The organism is Acidovorax sp. SRB_14 (assembly GCF_012932145.1).
Taxonomy (GTDB): Bacteria; Pseudomonadota; Gammaproteobacteria; order Burkholderiales; family Burkholderiaceae_C; genus Simplicispira.
Map to the genome: position 1 here is coordinate 25,675 of NZ_MWOK01000029.1, position 15,324 is coordinate 40,998.

Below are 15,324 nucleotides of genomic sequence, written 5' to 3' on the forward strand. Positions count from 1 at the left end.
CGGCGCAGCGACCGCCGCAACCCGGAGCGGGGAAGCGGGCATTCTACGGAAAAACCCGCATACCGCGCCTGGCCGTGCGGCTCAGCGGCTGCAGGCCACGATGCGGCAGGCCTTGCCGCTGCGCCCGCGCGGCACGCTCTGGCCCAGGCGCACGCGCACCTGGACCTGCACCACCCCCTGGGCACCGGCAAAGGCCTTCAAGGCCGCAGAGCAGCGCGCGGCGGCAGCGCGACCCGTCTCGCCTTCGAGCGGCAGGTGCAGTTCCAGCATGTGCCGGTCCAGCTGGCGCAGGTGAAAATCGAACACGCCGGCCTCCTCCTCCAGCACCGTGCTCAGGGCCAGCGGCAGCAGCGTGACGCAGCGCCCACCCCGGCCCGCCATGCGCAGCGGATCGTCCTGGCGCCCCTGCACCGTGAACACCGGCAGCGGCGAGCCGCAGGCACAGGGCCCGGCCTGCAGCGTGACGCGGTCGCCCAGGTCGTAGCGCACCAGGGGCTGCACCGCATTGGCCAGATTGGTCAGCAGCACGCTGCACGAAGGCTGGCCCGCGGGCACCGGCCGGTGGTGCTCGTCCACCGGCTCCAAAACGTGCCAGTCGGCGTTGAGGTGCATGCCCCCGTGGGCGCACTCCCAGCCCATGGCCAGGAACTCGGATGTCCCATAGCTGTTGCGCACCGCCGAACCCAGATTTTTTTCGATGTGCGTGCGCACCGCCGCGCCCAGTGTCTCGCCCCCGGTCCAGACTTCGCGCGGCGCGATGCGCAAGCTGCCGCGCGCCGCCTCGTCGGCCAGCAGGGCAGCCGCCGTCGGGTAGGTGGCCAGCACGGTCGGCGCGAAATCGTTGAGTTCCGCCACCAGCTCGGCCAGTGGCGCCTGGATGGAAAAGCTGCGCAAGCGGGTGCCCAGCCAGGGGTTGAGGGCGGCCATCCGCAGCAGCGACACATGGCTGGCGAAATGCCCGCCCAGTGCGCCGACAAAAGCCGTGCGCTCGGCCAGGCCCAGCGGATCGAGCCAGCGCGCCAGCGGTTGGGGCGGGCTGCGGCGCAGCGCCTCCAGCGCGTCGTACACCGCCATGGCCTGCGCATCCTGCACAAAGATGCCCGGATGTCCGCTGGTGCCCGAGCTCTCCCACACCATGTACCGGCCCATCCAGGGCTCGGCCAGGCGTGCGGGGTCGGCGGTGAACGCGCGCAAGGCATCGAGCTCCAGGCGGGGATCGGTCACCCAGTCTTCGAACCGCTCCATCAGCTGGGCGCGCGTGACCACCGGCAGCTGGCACAAGGGCGTGTCGGGCCGGACAGACGCCGGCCACAGTGCCCGGTACAGGCGCGAGCCGCGCAGCACGGCCTCCAGCAGCAGCGCCAGCCGGGCCCGCTGGCGCTGCACCACGCCCTCGGCGTCTCCCCTGTCGACCGCCAGCACATCTGCGGACACGGTCCACAGGCGCAACGGATCGAACACGGTACTCATGGGTCATGCCCTTTTCAAGTTGGCTGCGGGTGCGCTCCGGCGGATACCGCGAAGCGGCTGCAATGCCCCCTATTAAAGCGCTGCGCCCGCACCCGCCGCCACCCGCAAGTCCGCTTGCGGCGCATGGGCATCGAAAATCCACTTTGCCTTGTGGCCCCGCACGCCACGCGAGCGCACTATCATGAAGCACGCTGCAGTGCGGACTGTCCTTCACCTCTGCCTCTCCACGCCATGGCCCAACCGTCCGACCCCTCGCCCGCCCCACCCGGCAGACGTGCGGCACATGCCGCAGAAACCCCCACCGAAAAATTGGACCGCCTGGTCCATGCCGGCGGCGCCGAATTCACAGGCGGGCTGTCCCCGGTGTCGCTGGCCTTGGCCGCTGCGGACTGGGCCTGGCACCTGGGCGTGTCGCCCGGCCGGCAGCTGCAGCTGGCGGCACTGGCCGCCCGCCTCTGGGCCGACACGCTGCACGCCCATGGGCGCGCGCCCGAGGCAGACGGCGTCCCCGACGAGGATCCGCGCTTTCGCCACGACGCCTGGGCGCACTGGCCCTACAGCCAGATGCGCGCGGGCTTTCACAATGCCGAAGCCTTCTGGCGCGAGGCCAGCTGGGCGCCCGGCATGACCGCGCACCACACCGACCTCACGCGCTTCTTCGCGCGCCAGTGGCTGGACATGCTGGCCCCCGCGAACTGGCCCGCCACCAACCCCCTGGTGCTGCGCGATGCGCTGGAGTCGGGCGGCACACGGCTGCGCCAGGGCGCGCGCCACTGGCTGGCCGACGCGAGCGGCGTGCCCCTGCCGGGCGAGCCCGAGCGCATCCCTGCCTTCCAGGTCGGCCGCGACGTGGCCGTGACGCCGGGCGCGGTGGTGTACCGCAATCCACTCATCGAGCTGATCCGCTACGCGCCGCAGACACCGACGGTGCACCCCGAGCCGGTGCTGATCGTGCCGTCGTGGATCATGAAGTACTACATCCTCGACCTGTCGCCGCACAACTCGCTGGTGCGCTACCTGGTGGGCCGGGGCCATACCGTGTACATGCTGTCGTGGCGCAACCCCGACGCCGCGGACAGCGATCTGTCGATGGACGATTACCTGCGCCTGGGCGTACTGGACGCGCTGCAGGCAGTGGCCACGCAGGGCGATCGCAAGACGCCCGTGCATGCCGTGGGCTACTGCCTGGGCGGCACGCTGCTGGCCATTGCCGCAGCGGCCATGGCGCGCGCAGGCGGGGTGGCCGAGCAGGACCTGCTGTCGCCGCTGAAGACGCTGACCCTGCTGGCGGCGCAAACCGATTTTTCCGATCCGGGCGAGCTGGGCCTGTTCATCGACGAAGGGCAGATCGACCTGCTCGACCACATCACCCGCAGCCAGGGCTACCTGTCGGGCAAGCAGATGGCGGGCTCGTTCCAGTTCCTGCACTCGCGCGACCTGGTCTGGGCGCGGCGCATGCGCGAGTACCTGCTGGGCGAGCGCGACCAGTCCAACGACCTGATGGCCTGGAACGCCGACACCACGCGCATGCCCGCGCGCATGCACCACGAGTACCTGACCGAGCTGTACCTGCACAACGCGCTGGCCACCCACAACTACTGCGCCGAGGGGCAGGCGGTCTCGCTGGCCGACCTCCAGCCACCGATGTTCCTGGTGGGCACGCAGCGCGACCACGTCTCGCCCTGGCGCTCGGTCTACAAGCTGCACCAGCTGTGCGACGCCGAGATCACCTTCGTGCTGGCCAGCGGCGGGCACAACGCCGGCATCGTCTCGGAGCCGGGCCACCCGCACCGCAGCTACCAGATCCACACGCGGCCCGCGCGGGGCCGCTGGACCGAGCCCGGCGCATGGGCGGCCAAGGCCCCCTCGCACGAAGGCTCGTGGTGGCCCGCTTGGCAGGCCTGGCTGGCCCGGCACTCCTCGCGCAGGCAGGCGACCTCCCCCATCGCGGCAGGCACCGTGCTGTGCGACGCACCGGGCACCTACGTGCTGCAACGCTACAAGGAATAGGCACCGGGCCCCGCGCTGCGCCATGCCTGCGCCGGCGTCCACTGCCCCATTCCCGTGACCCCTGAGGGGCGTGGACCGCCGGAACCGGGCGGCGTGCGCCGATATGGAGCAAAAAGGCCTCCAGCCCATACCCAACCAGCGCCAACAGCTCACTATTCCATAGCAAGTCTGGGCTGCAGGCGCTGGACACCCGGTTCAGGCGTCGGCCACGGCGTGCGGCGTGTCGTGGGCCGTGGCCGTCTTGGCGCCGGGCACGGAGCGGCGCGCAAACAGCGAATACATGGTCGGCACCACGAAGATGGTCAGCAGCGTGCCCAGCGACATGCCGCCCACGATCACCCAGCCGATCTGCGTGCGGGTTTCGGCGCCGGCACCCGACGCCAGTGCCAACGGCAAGGCCCCCAGCACCATGGCGCCCGTGGTCATCAGGATGGGCCGCAGGCGCTGCGCCGAGGCCTTGATGAGCGCATCGACCATGTCCACGCCCTGCGCGCGCAACTGGTTCGTGAACTCGACGATCAGGATGCCGTGCTTGGTGATCAGGCCGACCAGGGTGATCAGACCGATCTGCGAGTACACGTTGAGCGAGCCGCCGCTCCATTTGAGCGCCAGCAGCGCGCCGATCATGGACAGTGGCACCGAGAGCATGATGACCAGCGGATCGATGAAGCTCTCGAACTGCGCGGCCAGCACCAGGAAGATGAACACCAGCGCCAGCACGAACACGATGCCCAGCGCGCCCCGCGAGCTCTTGAACTCGCGCGAGGTGCCGTTGAGGTCGGTGGTGTAGCCGGGCTTGAGCAGCTTGGCGGCCGTGGTGTCCATGAAAGTCAGCGCTTCGCCCAGCGAATAGTCGGGCGAGAGGTTGGCCGTGATGGTCGCCGAGCGGCGCTGGCCGAAGTGGTTGAGCTCGCGCGGGCTCACGCTCTCGCGCACCGTGACCAGGGCCGAGAGCGGAATCATCGCGTCGGAGCGCCCGCGCACATAGATGCCATCGATGTCCTCGGGCGCCGTGCGGCCGCTGGGCTGGGTCTGCACGATCACGTCGTACTGCTCGGCGTCGCGCTTGTAGCGGGTCACGGTGCGCCCGCCCAGCATGGTCTCGATGGCCTTAGCGACCACGTCCACGTTCACGCCCAGGTCGGCCGCGCGCTCGCGGTTCACGTCGATGCGCAGTTCGGGCTTGTTCAGGCGCAGGTCGACGTCGGGCGAGGTGATGCCCGGGTTCTTCGCCATCTCGGCCACCATCTGCTCGGCCACGGCGCTGAGGTTCTCGTAGCTGTCCGAGGTCTGGATGACGTAGTTCAGCGGCCGCGACCGGAAGCCCTGGCCCAGCGAGGGCGGCGTGATCGGGAACGCGCTCACGCCGGGCAGGCTGGCCAGGCGCGGCTGCAGCTCGCGCGCGATGTCCAGCGTGCTGCGCGTGCGGTTTTCCCAGTCCACCGTGCGGTACACCACGCTGCCTTGCGACACCGTGGGATTGCCGATGTTGGCGAAGATGCGGTCGAACTCGGGGTAGTCGCGGCCAATCTTCTCCAGTTCCAGCGCATAGCGGTTGGTGTAATCGAGCGTGGCGCCGTCGGGCGCGGTGATGTTGGCCAGGATGGTGCCGCGGTCTTCGAGGGGCGAGAGCTCCTGCTTCATGGTCGGGTACACCCACACCAGGCCCAGGCCGCTGAGCGCCATCGCGCCGACCACGATCCAGCGCGCCTGGAACACCTTGCCGCGCAGGCCGCCGCCGGGCTTGCCGGGCGTTTGCCAGCGCGCGGTCACGATCCAGCGCAGCAGGCGGCCGTAGGCGCCGGACAGCGCCGTGAGCCAGCGCTCCATGCTGCGGTCGAACCAGTTGGGCTGGGGGTTGTGCTTGAGCAACAGCGAACACATCATGGGCGAGAGCGTCAGCGCCACGAAGCCCGACACCACCACCGCCCCGGCCAGCGCCAGCGCAAACTCGACAAACAGGCGCCCCGTGCGCCCCGGCGTGAAGGCCAGCGGCGCATACACGGCCACCAGCGTGAGCGTCATGGCGACGATGGCAAAGCCGATCTCGCGCGCGCCCTTGATCGCGGCCGAAAACGGGTCCAGCCCCTCCTCGATGTGGCGGTAGATGTTCTCCAGCATCACGATGGCGTCGTCCACCACCAGGCCGATCGCCAGCACCAGCGCCAGCAGCGTGAGCGTGTTGATCGAAAAGCCCGCCAGCGACATCAACGCAAAGCTGCCCACCAGGCTCACGGGAATGGTGATGATGGGAATGATGGACGCGCGCAGGGTGCGCAGGAACACGAAGATCACCAGCGCCACCAGCACCACCGCCTCGGCGATGGTGGTGTAGACGCTCTTGACCGAGCGGTCGATGAAGATGGAGTTGTCGTTGGCGACATCGATCGTGACGTCGGCCGGCAGGTCGGCCTTGAGCGTGGGCAGCATGGCGCGCACTCCTGCCGACAGTTCCAACGGGTTGGCCGTGGCCTGGCGGATCACGCCCACCGAAATCGCTTCGCGCCCATTGAGCCGCACCTTGCTGCGGTCGCTGGCGGCGCCCTCTTCGACCCGCGCCACATCGCGCAGCCGCACCGGAAAGCCATTGACCGTGCGCAGCACGATGTCGGCGAACTGGCCCGGCTGGCCCAGGTCGGTCTGCGAGGTGACGCTGAACTCGCGCTGCTGCGACTCGATGCGGCCGGCCGGCAGTTCAAGGTTGTTGCGCCGGATCGCGTCCTCCACGTCCTGCGTCGTCAGGCGGTAGCCGGCCAGGCGCTGCGGGTCGAGCCAGACGCGCATGGCGTAGCGGCGCTCGCCATAGATGGGCACATCGGCCACGCCGGTCACCGTCTGCAGGCGGGGCTTGACGATGCGGTTGAGCAGGTCGTTGATCTGCAGCGGGCTCAGGGTGTCACTGCTGAAAGCCAGCCACATCACCGGAAACGCATCGGCCTCGACCTTGGCAATGACAGGCTCGTCCACCGCGTCGGGCAGGCGGTTGCGCACGCGTGCGGTGCGGTCGCGCACCTCGGCGGCGGCATTGTCGGCGTCCTTTTCGAGGCGAAAGCGCACCGAGATCTGGCTGCGCTCGGCCCGGCTGATCGAGGTGATCACATCCACGCCGTCGATGCCGGCGATGGAGTCTTCGAGCGGCTTGGTCACCTGCGACTCGATCACCTCGGCCGACGCGCCCGCATAGGTCACGCTGACGGTGACGACGGGCTCGTCGATCTTCGGGTACTCGCGCACCGACAGGCGCGTGAAGCTCACCGCGCCGATCAGCACGATGAGCAGCGACAGCACGGTGGCGAACACCGGGCGGCGGATGGAGGTTTCGGCCAGTTGCATGGAAGAAGCGAAAGAAGGGTTCGGGGCCGTCAGCCGGGCTGGCGCGGCGTGGCGGCCTGCGCCTCGGGTGCGGCCTCTGGCGCCTGGGGCGATGGCACGACGCGCACCGGAGCACGGTCCTTGGACAGGCGCTGCTGGCCCGCCGTCACCACGGTGTCACCGGGTTGCAGGCCCTGCACGACCTCGACCCAGCCGTCGCGGCGCAGCCCCAGAACGACGCTGGTGCGCTGCGCCACCGCGATGCCGCCCTGGGCCTGCGACACCACCTTGAGCACATAGTGGCCCGCGCCGTTGGGCACGACCGCCTCTTCGGGCACCACGCTCGCATCGGCCCGCTCGCCAAACACGGCCGTGACGCGGGCAAACATGCCGGGGCGCAGGCGCAGCTGCCGGTTGTCGATGGCGGCGCGCACGGAGACCGAACGGCCGTTGGCATCGATCTGCGGGTCAATGGCCCGAACCATGGCGCTGAAGGCCTCGCCCGGCAGCGCATCGACCTCGACGCGCGCGCTCTGGCCCACGCGCAGCTTGCCCTGGAAGCGCTCGGGCAGGCGAAAGTCGACATACACGCTGTCGAGGTCTTCGATGTTGACGATGTCGGTGCCGTCCTTGAGGTAGTCGCCCACCTGGGTGTTGCCAATGCCGGCAATGCCATCGAACGGCGCCACGATCTTCAGCCGCGCCGCCGTGGCCTGCGCCAGGGCCAGCTTGGCCTGCGCCACCTGCAGGTTCGCATCGCTCTCGTCGACCGAGCGCTGGCTGATGAAGCCTTGCGCCACCAGGTCCTGGTTGCGCTGGTGGTTGGCGCGCGCAATCGACAGTTCGGCTTGGCTTTGCTGCACCTGCGCACGCTGCAGCTGGTCGTCCAGCTGCACCAGCAACTGGCCCTGGCGCACGCGCTGGCCATCGCGCAAGTTGAGCTGCACGATGCGCCCGCTCACCTCGGGGCGCAGCACCACGCTGCGGCGCGAGCGCAGGCTGCCCACGGCCTGAGCTTCGTCACTGAGCGCCATGCGCCGCACCTGGGCCGCCTCCACGGCGACCGGCTGGCCGGACGCACCGGCGCCTTTCGCCGGCGCGGTGCTGGCAGGAGGAGAGGCCTGCAGCGGCGCAGTTCTCTGAAACCACCACGCCAAGGATCCCGCACCGGCAATGCCGACCGCGGCTACAAGAAGATAAATCGCTCTGGACGCCATGAAAGTGACATTGGGTTACATAAAGGGCAGCCTGTGAATGTAGCAGCGGCACGCCCCCAACGCGGCCTCGGTCGCAGCAATTCCGGCAAAGCGAGGTGCTTTTACGCAGCGTTTACACAGACGGCAGATGGGGCCCCGGCTGCTTTAGCGGCGGCCCAGTGCGCGCTCGACTCCACAGTTGGCGAGGGCATCGGCGCGCTCGTTGCCGGGGTCTCCCGAATGGCCCCTGACCCAGCGCCAGTCGATCTGGTGTCCGCCTTCGCTCACCAGCGCATCCAGGCGTTGCCACAGCTCGACGTTCTTGACCGGCTGCTTGGCCGCGGTGCGCCAGCCCTTGGCCTTCCAGCCATGGATCCATTCGGTGATGCCTTTGCGCACGTACTGGCTGTCGAGGTAGAGCGTGACCGCGCACGGGCGCTTGAGCGCAGCCAGGGCTTCGATCACCGCCATCAGCTCCATGCGGTTGTTGGTGGTGCCCAGCTCGCCGCCGAACAACTCTTTTTCGGTCGCACCGGAGCGCAGCAGCACGCCCCAGCCCCCGGGGCCCGGATTGCCCTTGCAGGCGCCATCGGTATAGATCTGTATCTCGTTCACTCAAAATTCCTGTCGATGAAAGGGCTGGCAGTGGCCCGGTTGGCCACCGGCACCGTGGCCGCAGCGCGCGGTCGGGTGCTGCGCCAGGCGGGTTCCAGCAGGCGCATGCCGTGCACGCGCTTGATGGCCACCATGAAATAGGCGGCCCCGAGTATGGGCCAGCAGCGCTCACCCACACTGTCCACCCAGGCCCAACGCTGCAGCCATTTTTGCGTGCGCACGGCCGGGCGGTAGCAGCCAAACTGGACCTCGTCGACCTCGAAACTCAGCAGTTGCAACCAGTCGCGCAGCCGCCAGGGACCGATGAATTGGCCCGTATCGGGCAGGTAGAGCGTGCCACTGCCCAGCCGCTGTCCCCAGCGCGCGCGCATCTGGCGCAGGCCCCACAGGCTGGCCGGATTGAGCCCGCTGATGACCACGCGCCCCTCGGGCACCAGCACCCGCGCGACCTCGCGCAGCGCGGTGTGGGGGTCGTGGCTGAGCTCCAGAGTGTGCGGCAGCACCAGCAGGTCCAGGCTGTTGTCGGCAAACGGCAGGGCCACGGCGTGGGCCAGCAGGTGCGGCGTCCCGCCCGCAAGGGTGGGCTGCGGCGGCATCTCGCCGAGTGCCAGCCAGCGGTGCGGCATGCGGTTGGCACGCAGCCCCTGCAGTGACGGCATGCCCAGCTGCAGGCTCTGGTAGCCAAAGACATCGGCCACGGCGGCGTCAAAGCGCGCCTGTTCCCACTCCAGCAGGTAGCGGCCGGGCGGTGAATCGAACCAATGGTGCATACCTATAATTTGATCGCTCATGAATCTACTGCCGCTGCCCGCTTTTTCCGACAACTACATCTGGATGCTGCACGACGGCCGCCACGCCCTGGTGGTGGACCCGGGTGAAGCAGAGCCCGTGCTGCAGGCGCTGGACCGGCTCGGTCTGCGGCTGCAGGCAATTCTAGTCACGCACCACCACAGCGACCATGTCGGCGGAGTGCAGGCGCTGCGCAAGGCCACTGGCGCAGCGGTGTACGGTCCGGCACGCGAGCGCATCCCGGCGCCGGCAGTGGCGCTGGCCGGCGGTGACCAGGTCGAGGCGCTGGGCCTGTCGTTTGCCGTCATCGACGTTCCGGGCCACACCGCCGGCCATATTGCATACCACTGCACGCTGGCGGACGGTGCCCCGCTGCTGTTTTGTGGCGACACGCTGTTCTCGGGCGGCTGCGGGCGCCTGTTCGAAGGCACGCCGGCGCAGATGCTGGCCTCGCTCGATGCGCTTGCGGCGCTGCCGGGCGACACGCGCATTTGCTGCGCCCACGAATACACCCTGTCGAACCTGCGATTTGCCCATGTCGTGGAACCTGGCAACGCCGCCCTGCTCCACCACAGCAGAGAATGCGAACGGCTGCGCGCGCACAACCTGCCCACGCTGCCTTCGCGCATGGCGCTCGAGCGGGACATCAACCCCTTCTTGCGCGTCCGCCTCCCTGCCGTGGCCGCTGCCGCGCGCCGCCGGGACCCTTCTGTCAACACCACCGACGCGGTCGCCGTTTTTGCGGCACTGCGCGAATGGAAAAACGAGTTCCGATGAAAATTCTGCATATCGCATGCCTGGCGGGCCTGCTCTGGCTCACCGGCTGCGCCACCCATGGCACTTCCGCCGATGCCACGAACACTGAGGGCCAGCCCGCGCCCGCGCCCGCCACCGCAGCGCAGCGCGGGCGCAGCGCCGATCTTGCCAAGGGCCCGCTGCAACCGATCACCTCGGCCCACGCCGCGCGCGGCAAGGTCGCCGCGCTGTCGGCACCGGCCGACCTGTGGGAGCGCATTCGCCGCGGCTTTGCCATGCCCGACCTGCAGCACGAGCTGGTGCAGGACCGCGAGCAGTGGTATGCGACACGGCCCGACTACATGCAGCGCATGACCGAGCGCTCCAGCAAATACCTGTTCCACATCGTCGAGGAACTCGAGCGCCGCGGCATGCCGACCGAGCTGGCGCTGCTGCCCTACATCGAAAGCGCCTTCAACCCGCAAGCCGTCTCCACCGCCAAGGCGGCCGGCATGTGGCAGTTCATGCCGGCCACGGGCAGCTATTTCGACCTCAAGCAGAACGCCTTCCGCGACGACCGCCGGGACGTGCTGGCGTCCACCCGTGCCGCGCTCGACTACCTGCAGAAACTCTACGGCATGTTCGGCGACTGGCATCTGGCCTTGGCCGCCTACAACTGGGGCGAAGGCAGCGTGGGCCGCGCCATCGCGCGCAACCAGAAAGCGGGCCTGGGCACCGGCTACACGGACCTGACCATGCCCGCCGAAACCCGCATGTACGTGCCCAAGCTGCAGGCCGTCAAGAACATCGTGGCCAGCCCCGATGCGTTTCGCACCGAGCTGCCGCTGATCGAGAACCACCCCTACTTCCAGACCGTGGACATTCCCCGCGACATCGACGTGGCGCTGGCCGCCAAGCTCGCTGATGTGCGCGAAGAAGACTTCAAGGCCCTCAACCCCTCGCTGCATCGGCCCGTGATCCTGGCGGCCGGCACACCGCAGATCCTGTTGCCCTGGGACAACGCCAAAATTTTCGAGCGCAACCTGCAGGCCTACACCCAGGGGCAGTACGCAAGCTGGACCGTCTGGACGCTGCCCTCCACGATGAGCGTGGCCGAGGTGGCGCAGCGCGTGGGCATGGGCGAAGGCGACCTGCGCAGCATCAACGGCATTCCGCCGCGCATGCTGGTCAAGGCGGGCTCGGCCCTGGTGGTGCCGCGCTCGACCACCATGCGCCACGACGTGGCCGAGCAGGTCGCCGACAACGGCCAGATCGCGCTGCTGCCCGAAACCGTCACACGCCGCACCACGGTGCGCGCAGGCAAGCGCGACAGCGTCGCCAGCGTGGCGCAGCGCTACCGCCTGAGCGCCGCGAACGTGGCCGATTGGAACGACACCAAGGCAGGTGCCGCGTTCAAGCTCGGGCAGCAAATCGTGCTGTACCTGCCGGTGCAGACCCAAATCGGCCGCAGCGCCAAGGCGACGCCCGCCACCCAGAACGCATCGAAAGTCGCGCGCAACACCAAGCAGCCTGCGGCATCCAAGCAGAAACGCGGCGGCACACCGTCGAAGGTGGCACGGCGTTGACCTAGTGCCCGGCCGCGCCCTCGGGCGCAGGCCGGCTCAGGCGCTGAATTTCTGCTTGGCCTTGCGGGCAAACTCGGGCGCCACCCAGCGCTGCACGTCCACACGCTGCCGGCTGCGACTGGGCTCGGCGAGCAGCAACGCACGCAGCGCCGTTGCGGGCCCATCGAGCGGCATCACCCCGTCGGGCGAGATGGTCTCGCGGGCGCGCGCAAACGCTGCCAGGTAGAGGCTGCGGTCGGCCCCCAGGTCCTGCGGCGGGACCGCCTTGACCAGGTCGGCCGGTGCCGCGGTCTGCAGCCATTTGAGCGCGTGGACGACGCCGTTGGCCAGCGCCTGCGCCTCGGGCGCGCGTTTTTGCAAAAACTCCGCCGGTGCCACCAGACAGCCGCCCGGCACACTGCCGCCAAACAGGGCCTGCGCCCCGCGGAGCGTGCGCGCATCGCTGACGATGCGCAGGTCACCGCGCTGCTCGAGCAAGGCCATCAGCGGGTCTCCGTGGCACAGGGCCTGCACGCGGCCCGCACGCAGCGCGGCGGCGGCGCTGCGCCCTTCGCCCACCGCCACCAAAGACACGTCGCCAGGCCCGAGCCCCGCCTGCGCGAGCGCCAGGCGGGCCGTGGTGTGCGAGAGCGATCCCAGCGCCGCCACGCCCACCTTGCGCTGGCGCAGGTCGCTCAGCGCCGTGAAATGCGGCAGAGACTTTGCCGACACGCCCAGTGCCGCCTGCGGCGCACGCCCCTGCAGCACGAAAGCGCGCGCCAGCGGCGCATCGCCGGGCGTGCGCAGCAGCTGCTCGAAGTCGGTGGCGCACACGTCGACGGCGCCAGCGTGCATCGCCCGCAGGGCCAACGCGTCGCTGGCAAAGGTCTCGATGGCCAGCTCCACGCCCTCATCGGCGAAGAAGCCCAGCTGCAGCGCCAGCGTGGTGGGCAGGTGGCGGAACACAAAGGCCGAGCGCGGCCCCATGGACACGGTGAGCCGCGCGGCGGTAGCATCGGCGCCAGGCAGCGCTGCCCGCACCGCCGGGGCCCACGCGGCAGCGGTTGCGGCACTCAGGGCGCCAAAGGCACGGCGACTGATCGGATCAGAGGACACAGGGGCGAACTTCCTGGTTTTGATGCACTGCAACAATGATGCTGCAGGCGGGCCGTTGGCACACCCGGGGTAATCCCTGAGGGGTTCTACCTACCTGCGGCCGGGCGCTGGGCACCGCAGCCCCTCAGCGGTAGCCGATAAAGAAGATCGCGCTGTTGACGAGGAAGGCAGCGCCCCACACGGCACTGCGCGCCGTGGCCATGTCGGAGACATACATCAGGATGTAGAAGACCCGCAGCATGACGAACAGGAAGGCCAGCAGGTCGAGCAGGGCCTGCGCCGCCCCCAACTGGTGCGCCACGATGACCGCACCGATGAAGAACGGCAGCGCCTCGAACGTGTTGGCCTGCGCCGCATTGGCGCGCGCGCGCCAATCGCTCTGGCGCGCGAGCCAGGCACGCGGGTTGTGGTTGTCGTAACCGCCGTCCTGGCGCGGCTTGCCGAAAGCCCCGCGCTTGGCGATGCTGGCGCACACGATGGGCAGCAGCGCCGCGATGAAAACGCACCAGTAAGCCACCGTGAAATGTGCCATATGCAAGGAACTCGTTTTATGGATGTTTTGGGGCTGAAACGCTGACCGGATAAGCGCTTAAAGCTATCCAATCGATAGTATTTGAGTCTAGCGCCGGTCGGCCAGGGCGTGCGCAATCGTGCCCAGATCGACATACTCCAGCTCGCTGCCGACGGGCACGCCGCGCGCCAGGCGCGTGACGCGCAGGCCGCGGTTTTTGAGCGCCTCGCTGACGACGTGGGCCGTCGTTTCGCCCTCGGCGGTGAAATTGGTCGCCAGGATCACCTCTTGCACCACACCGTCGGTGGCGCGGTCGAGCAGTTTCTTCAGGCCGATGTCGTTGGGTCCGATGCCGTCGAGCGGGCTGATGCGCCCCATGAGCACGAAATACAGCCCATGGAAGGCCGCGGTGCGCTCCAGCGCCGACTGGTCTGCCGGCGTCTCGACCACGCACAGGCGCGTCGCGTCGCGCTCGGGGTCGAGGCAGACCTCGCACACCTCGGCTTCGCAAAACGTGTGGCAGCGCGCGCAGTGGCGCATGCTGCCCACCGCCTGCGACAGCGCCTGCGACAGCGCCAGCGCCCCCGCGCGGTCATGCTGCAACAGGTGAAACGCCATGCGCGCCGCCGACTTCACCCCCACGCCCGGCAGGCGCCGCAGCGCCTGGATCAATGTGTCAAGGGAGTTGGTGGTGGACATGGTTGGACCGGCAATTTGAGCGACAGACCGCGAAGCGCGCACCCGTTGGTGGTTTTGGTATTCAGACCCCGCCCTCAAGGGCGTAGCGAGCGGGTGTCAGGCTAGGCGCGGGTGGCGGGAAACCGGAACGTACTTCCTGTACGTGAGGATTTCCCGACGAGTCCCGCAACAACGCCTGGCGCCCGCTCGGTAGCCAGCATCAGAAAGGGAATTTCATGCCGCCGGGGAGGCCTGGCATGCCTTGGGTGATCTTGCCCATCTTGTCCGCCGAGGTCTCCTCGGCCTTGCGCACGGCCGCGTTGAAGGCGGCGGCGACCAGGTCTTCGAGCATGTCCTTGTCCTCGGCCAGCAGGCTCGGGTCGATGGTGACGCGCTTGACATCGTGCTTGCAGGTCATGAGCACCTTAACCAGGCCAGCGCCCGACTCGCCCTCGACTTCGACATTGGCCAGTTCGTCCTGCGCCTTCTTGAGGTTGTCCTGCATGGCCTGGGCCTGCTTCATGAGGCCGGCGAGTTGTCCCTTGTTGAACATGTGAGTACCTTTCTGGTGGAAATAGAGAGAGGGGGTTAAAGGGGTTTGACGCTGCCGGGCACTATTTTTGCGTCGTGGTCGCGCACCATAGCCTGCACGAATGGGTCGCCCAAGACGGTTTCCAGCGCCACGCGCTGGCGCTCCTGCTCGGCCACGGCATTGCGGCGCGCCGGGCTGTCGATGACCAGGCCGATCTCGACGCTGATCTGCTGCGCATGGCCAGCCGCCTCCAGGGCAGCGCGCAGCCGCTCGCGCGCCGTGGGCTGGTTCAGCGACTCGCGCTCCACCCGCAGCAACCAGTGGCCGCCATCGCGCGCCACCAGCTGCGACTGCAAAGCCAATTCACGCACCAAGGCCGTGATGGCCTCGCTGGCCGCCAATTGCTGCACCACAGGGTGCCAGACATCGCCTTCCTCGGTGGCGGTGTAGCCGCGCGCCGGGTGGCCTGCGGACGCAGCCCCCGGCTGCGCCTGCAGGCGCGCGCCCGGCTCGGGCGGGGTGCGCACGGGCAGGGTGCGTACCTGGGCGGCAGGCGGTGCAGACACGGCCTGCGCTGACGCGGGTGCCGCCGGCAGCGTCTCAGGCGTCCGCACGGGCAAGGCCAGCTCGGCCCGCGCAGCAGGTTCATCGGCTGCCAGGGGCACGCCCGCAGGGGTTTCGTTCGCTTCGGAATGGACCGCTGGCGGCGCAGATGCCGCAGGCGCCGCAGCCCGCTGGGGCGCCGCATTTTCATGGACCGCTGGCGCGGCCAAGGGTGCCGCCGCGGCGGGCCCG

At 69.0% G+C, this 15,324-nt stretch carries 13 protein-coding genes; 3 read left to right on the forward strand and 10 right to left on the reverse strand.

Translation table 11 applies throughout. From position 1 onward, the window contains the following. Positions 1-81 precede the first annotated feature (81 nt). Positions 82-1,470: a phenylacetate--CoA ligase family protein gene (locus B2J86_RS16315; protein ID WP_173026138.1), complete on the reverse strand. Its 1,389-nt coding sequence runs from the start codon at positions 1,468-1,470 to the stop codon at positions 82-84. A 231-nt stretch (positions 1,471-1,701) separates the two neighbouring features. On the opposite strand from B2J86_RS16315, the gene B2J86_RS16320 reads away from it, so the two are divergent. After that, entirely contained in the window at positions 1,702-3,480 is a 1,779-nt protein-coding gene (locus tag B2J86_RS16320; protein WP_169636519.1) for an alpha/beta hydrolase, read from the forward strand. Positions 3,481-3,675: 195 nt separating this feature from the next. Here the strand turns inward: B2J86_RS16320 and B2J86_RS16325 are convergent, their stop codons facing one another. The 4 genes from B2J86_RS16325 to B2J86_RS16340 form a co-directional block, all read right to left on the reverse strand. Then, positions 3,676-6,813 carry an efflux RND transporter permease subunit gene (locus tag B2J86_RS16325; protein WP_169169527.1) on the reverse strand — a complete coding sequence of 1,046 codons (3,138 nt, stop codon included), beginning with the start codon at positions 6,811-6,813 and terminating at the stop codon, positions 3,676-3,678. Between the two features lie 29 nt (positions 6,814-6,842). Then, a complete protein-coding gene (locus B2J86_RS16330) occupies positions 6,843-8,009 on the reverse strand; it encodes an efflux RND transporter periplasmic adaptor subunit (protein WP_173026139.1) in 1,167 nt (388 codons plus the stop codon). Between the two features lie 144 nt (positions 8,010-8,153). Then, entirely contained in the window at positions 8,154-8,603 is a 450-nt protein-coding gene (gene rnhA, locus B2J86_RS16335) for a ribonuclease HI (RefSeq protein ID WP_169169529.1), read from the reverse strand. After that, complete coding sequence (locus tag B2J86_RS16340) at positions 8,600-9,373, reverse strand: class I SAM-dependent methyltransferase (RefSeq protein ID WP_169636524.1); 774 nt, start codon at positions 9,371-9,373, stop codon at positions 8,600-8,602. The genes rnhA and B2J86_RS16340 overlap by 4 nt, the downstream gene beginning before the upstream one ends. A gap of 19 nt (positions 9,374-9,392) precedes the next feature. Between B2J86_RS16340 and gloB the strand changes: the two genes are divergently transcribed. Continuing rightward, a complete protein-coding gene (gene gloB, locus B2J86_RS16345; RefSeq protein ID WP_173026140.1) occupies positions 9,393-10,169 on the forward strand; it encodes a hydroxyacylglutathione hydrolase in 777 nt (258 codons plus the stop codon). Further along, positions 10,166-11,713, forward strand: coding sequence for a transglycosylase SLT domain-containing protein (locus B2J86_RS16350; RefSeq protein ID WP_173026141.1), 1,548 nt, complete (start codon positions 10,166-10,168; stop codon positions 11,711-11,713). The genes gloB and B2J86_RS16350 overlap by 4 nt, the downstream gene beginning before the upstream one ends. A 36-nt stretch (positions 11,714-11,749) precedes the next feature. Here B2J86_RS16350 and B2J86_RS16355 read toward each other — a convergent pair whose 3' ends face one another. The 5 genes from B2J86_RS16355 to B2J86_RS16375 form a co-directional block, all read right to left on the reverse strand. Continuing rightward, positions 11,750-12,808: an ABC transporter substrate-binding protein gene (locus B2J86_RS16355; protein ID WP_173026142.1), complete on the reverse strand. Its 1,059-nt coding sequence runs from the start codon at positions 12,806-12,808 to the stop codon at positions 11,750-11,752. Positions 12,809-12,932: 124 nt separating this feature from the next. Beyond that, positions 12,933-13,340 carry an MAPEG family protein gene (locus B2J86_RS16360; RefSeq protein WP_173026143.1) on the reverse strand — a complete coding sequence of 136 codons (408 nt, stop codon included), beginning with the start codon at positions 13,338-13,340 and terminating at the stop codon, positions 12,933-12,935. Positions 13,341-13,427: 87 nt separating this feature from the next. Next, a complete protein-coding gene (recR, locus tag B2J86_RS16365; RefSeq protein WP_169169534.1) occupies positions 13,428-14,018 on the reverse strand; it encodes a recombination mediator RecR in 591 nt (196 codons plus the stop codon). Between the two features lie 199 nt (positions 14,019-14,217). After that, complete coding sequence (locus B2J86_RS16370) at positions 14,218-14,550, reverse strand: YbaB/EbfC family nucleoid-associated protein (protein WP_169169535.1); 333 nt, start codon at positions 14,548-14,550, stop codon at positions 14,218-14,220. Between the two features lie 35 nt (positions 14,551-14,585). Next, positions 14,586-15,324, reverse strand: a 739-nt coding sequence (locus tag B2J86_RS16375) for a DNA polymerase III subunit gamma/tau C-terminal domain-containing protein (protein ID WP_305792586.1), incomplete at its 5' end; no start/stop codon positions are given.

What these genes read in the sequence shown, in the direction of transcription:
- B2J86_RS16315 (WP_173026138.1), bottom strand. Translation starts at nt 1,470, where the DNA reads ATGAGTACCGTGTTCGATCCGTTGCGCCTGTGGACCGTGTCCGCAGAT.
- B2J86_RS16320 (WP_169636519.1), top strand. Translation starts at nt 1,702, where the DNA reads ATGGCCCAACCGTCCGACCCCTCGCCCGCCCCACCCGGCAGACGTGCG.
- B2J86_RS16325 (WP_169169527.1), bottom strand. Translation starts at nt 6,813, where the DNA reads ATGCAACTGGCCGAAACCTCCATCCGCCGCCCGGTGTTCGCCACCGTG.
- B2J86_RS16330 (WP_173026139.1), bottom strand. Translation starts at nt 8,009, where the DNA reads ATGGCGTCCAGAGCGATTTATCTTCTTGTAGCCGCGGTCGGCATTGCC.
- B2J86_RS16340 (WP_169636524.1), bottom strand. Translation starts at nt 9,373, where the DNA reads ATGCACCATTGGTTCGATTCACCGCCCGGCCGCTACCTGCTGGAGTGG.
- gloB (WP_173026140.1), top strand. Translation starts at nt 9,393, where the DNA reads ATGAATCTACTGCCGCTGCCCGCTTTTTCCGACAACTACATCTGGATG.
- B2J86_RS16350 (WP_173026141.1), top strand. Translation starts at nt 10,166, where the DNA reads ATGAAAATTCTGCATATCGCATGCCTGGCGGGCCTGCTCTGGCTCACC.
- B2J86_RS16360 (WP_173026143.1), bottom strand. Translation starts at nt 13,340, where the DNA reads ATGGCACATTTCACGGTGGCTTACTGGTGCGTTTTCATCGCGGCGCTG.
- recR (WP_169169534.1), bottom strand. Translation starts at nt 14,018, where the DNA reads ATGTCCACCACCAACTCCCTTGACACATTGATCCAGGCGCTGCGGCGC.
- B2J86_RS16370 (WP_169169535.1), bottom strand. Translation starts at nt 14,550, where the DNA reads ATGTTCAACAAGGGACAACTCGCCGGCCTCATGAAGCAGGCCCAGGCC.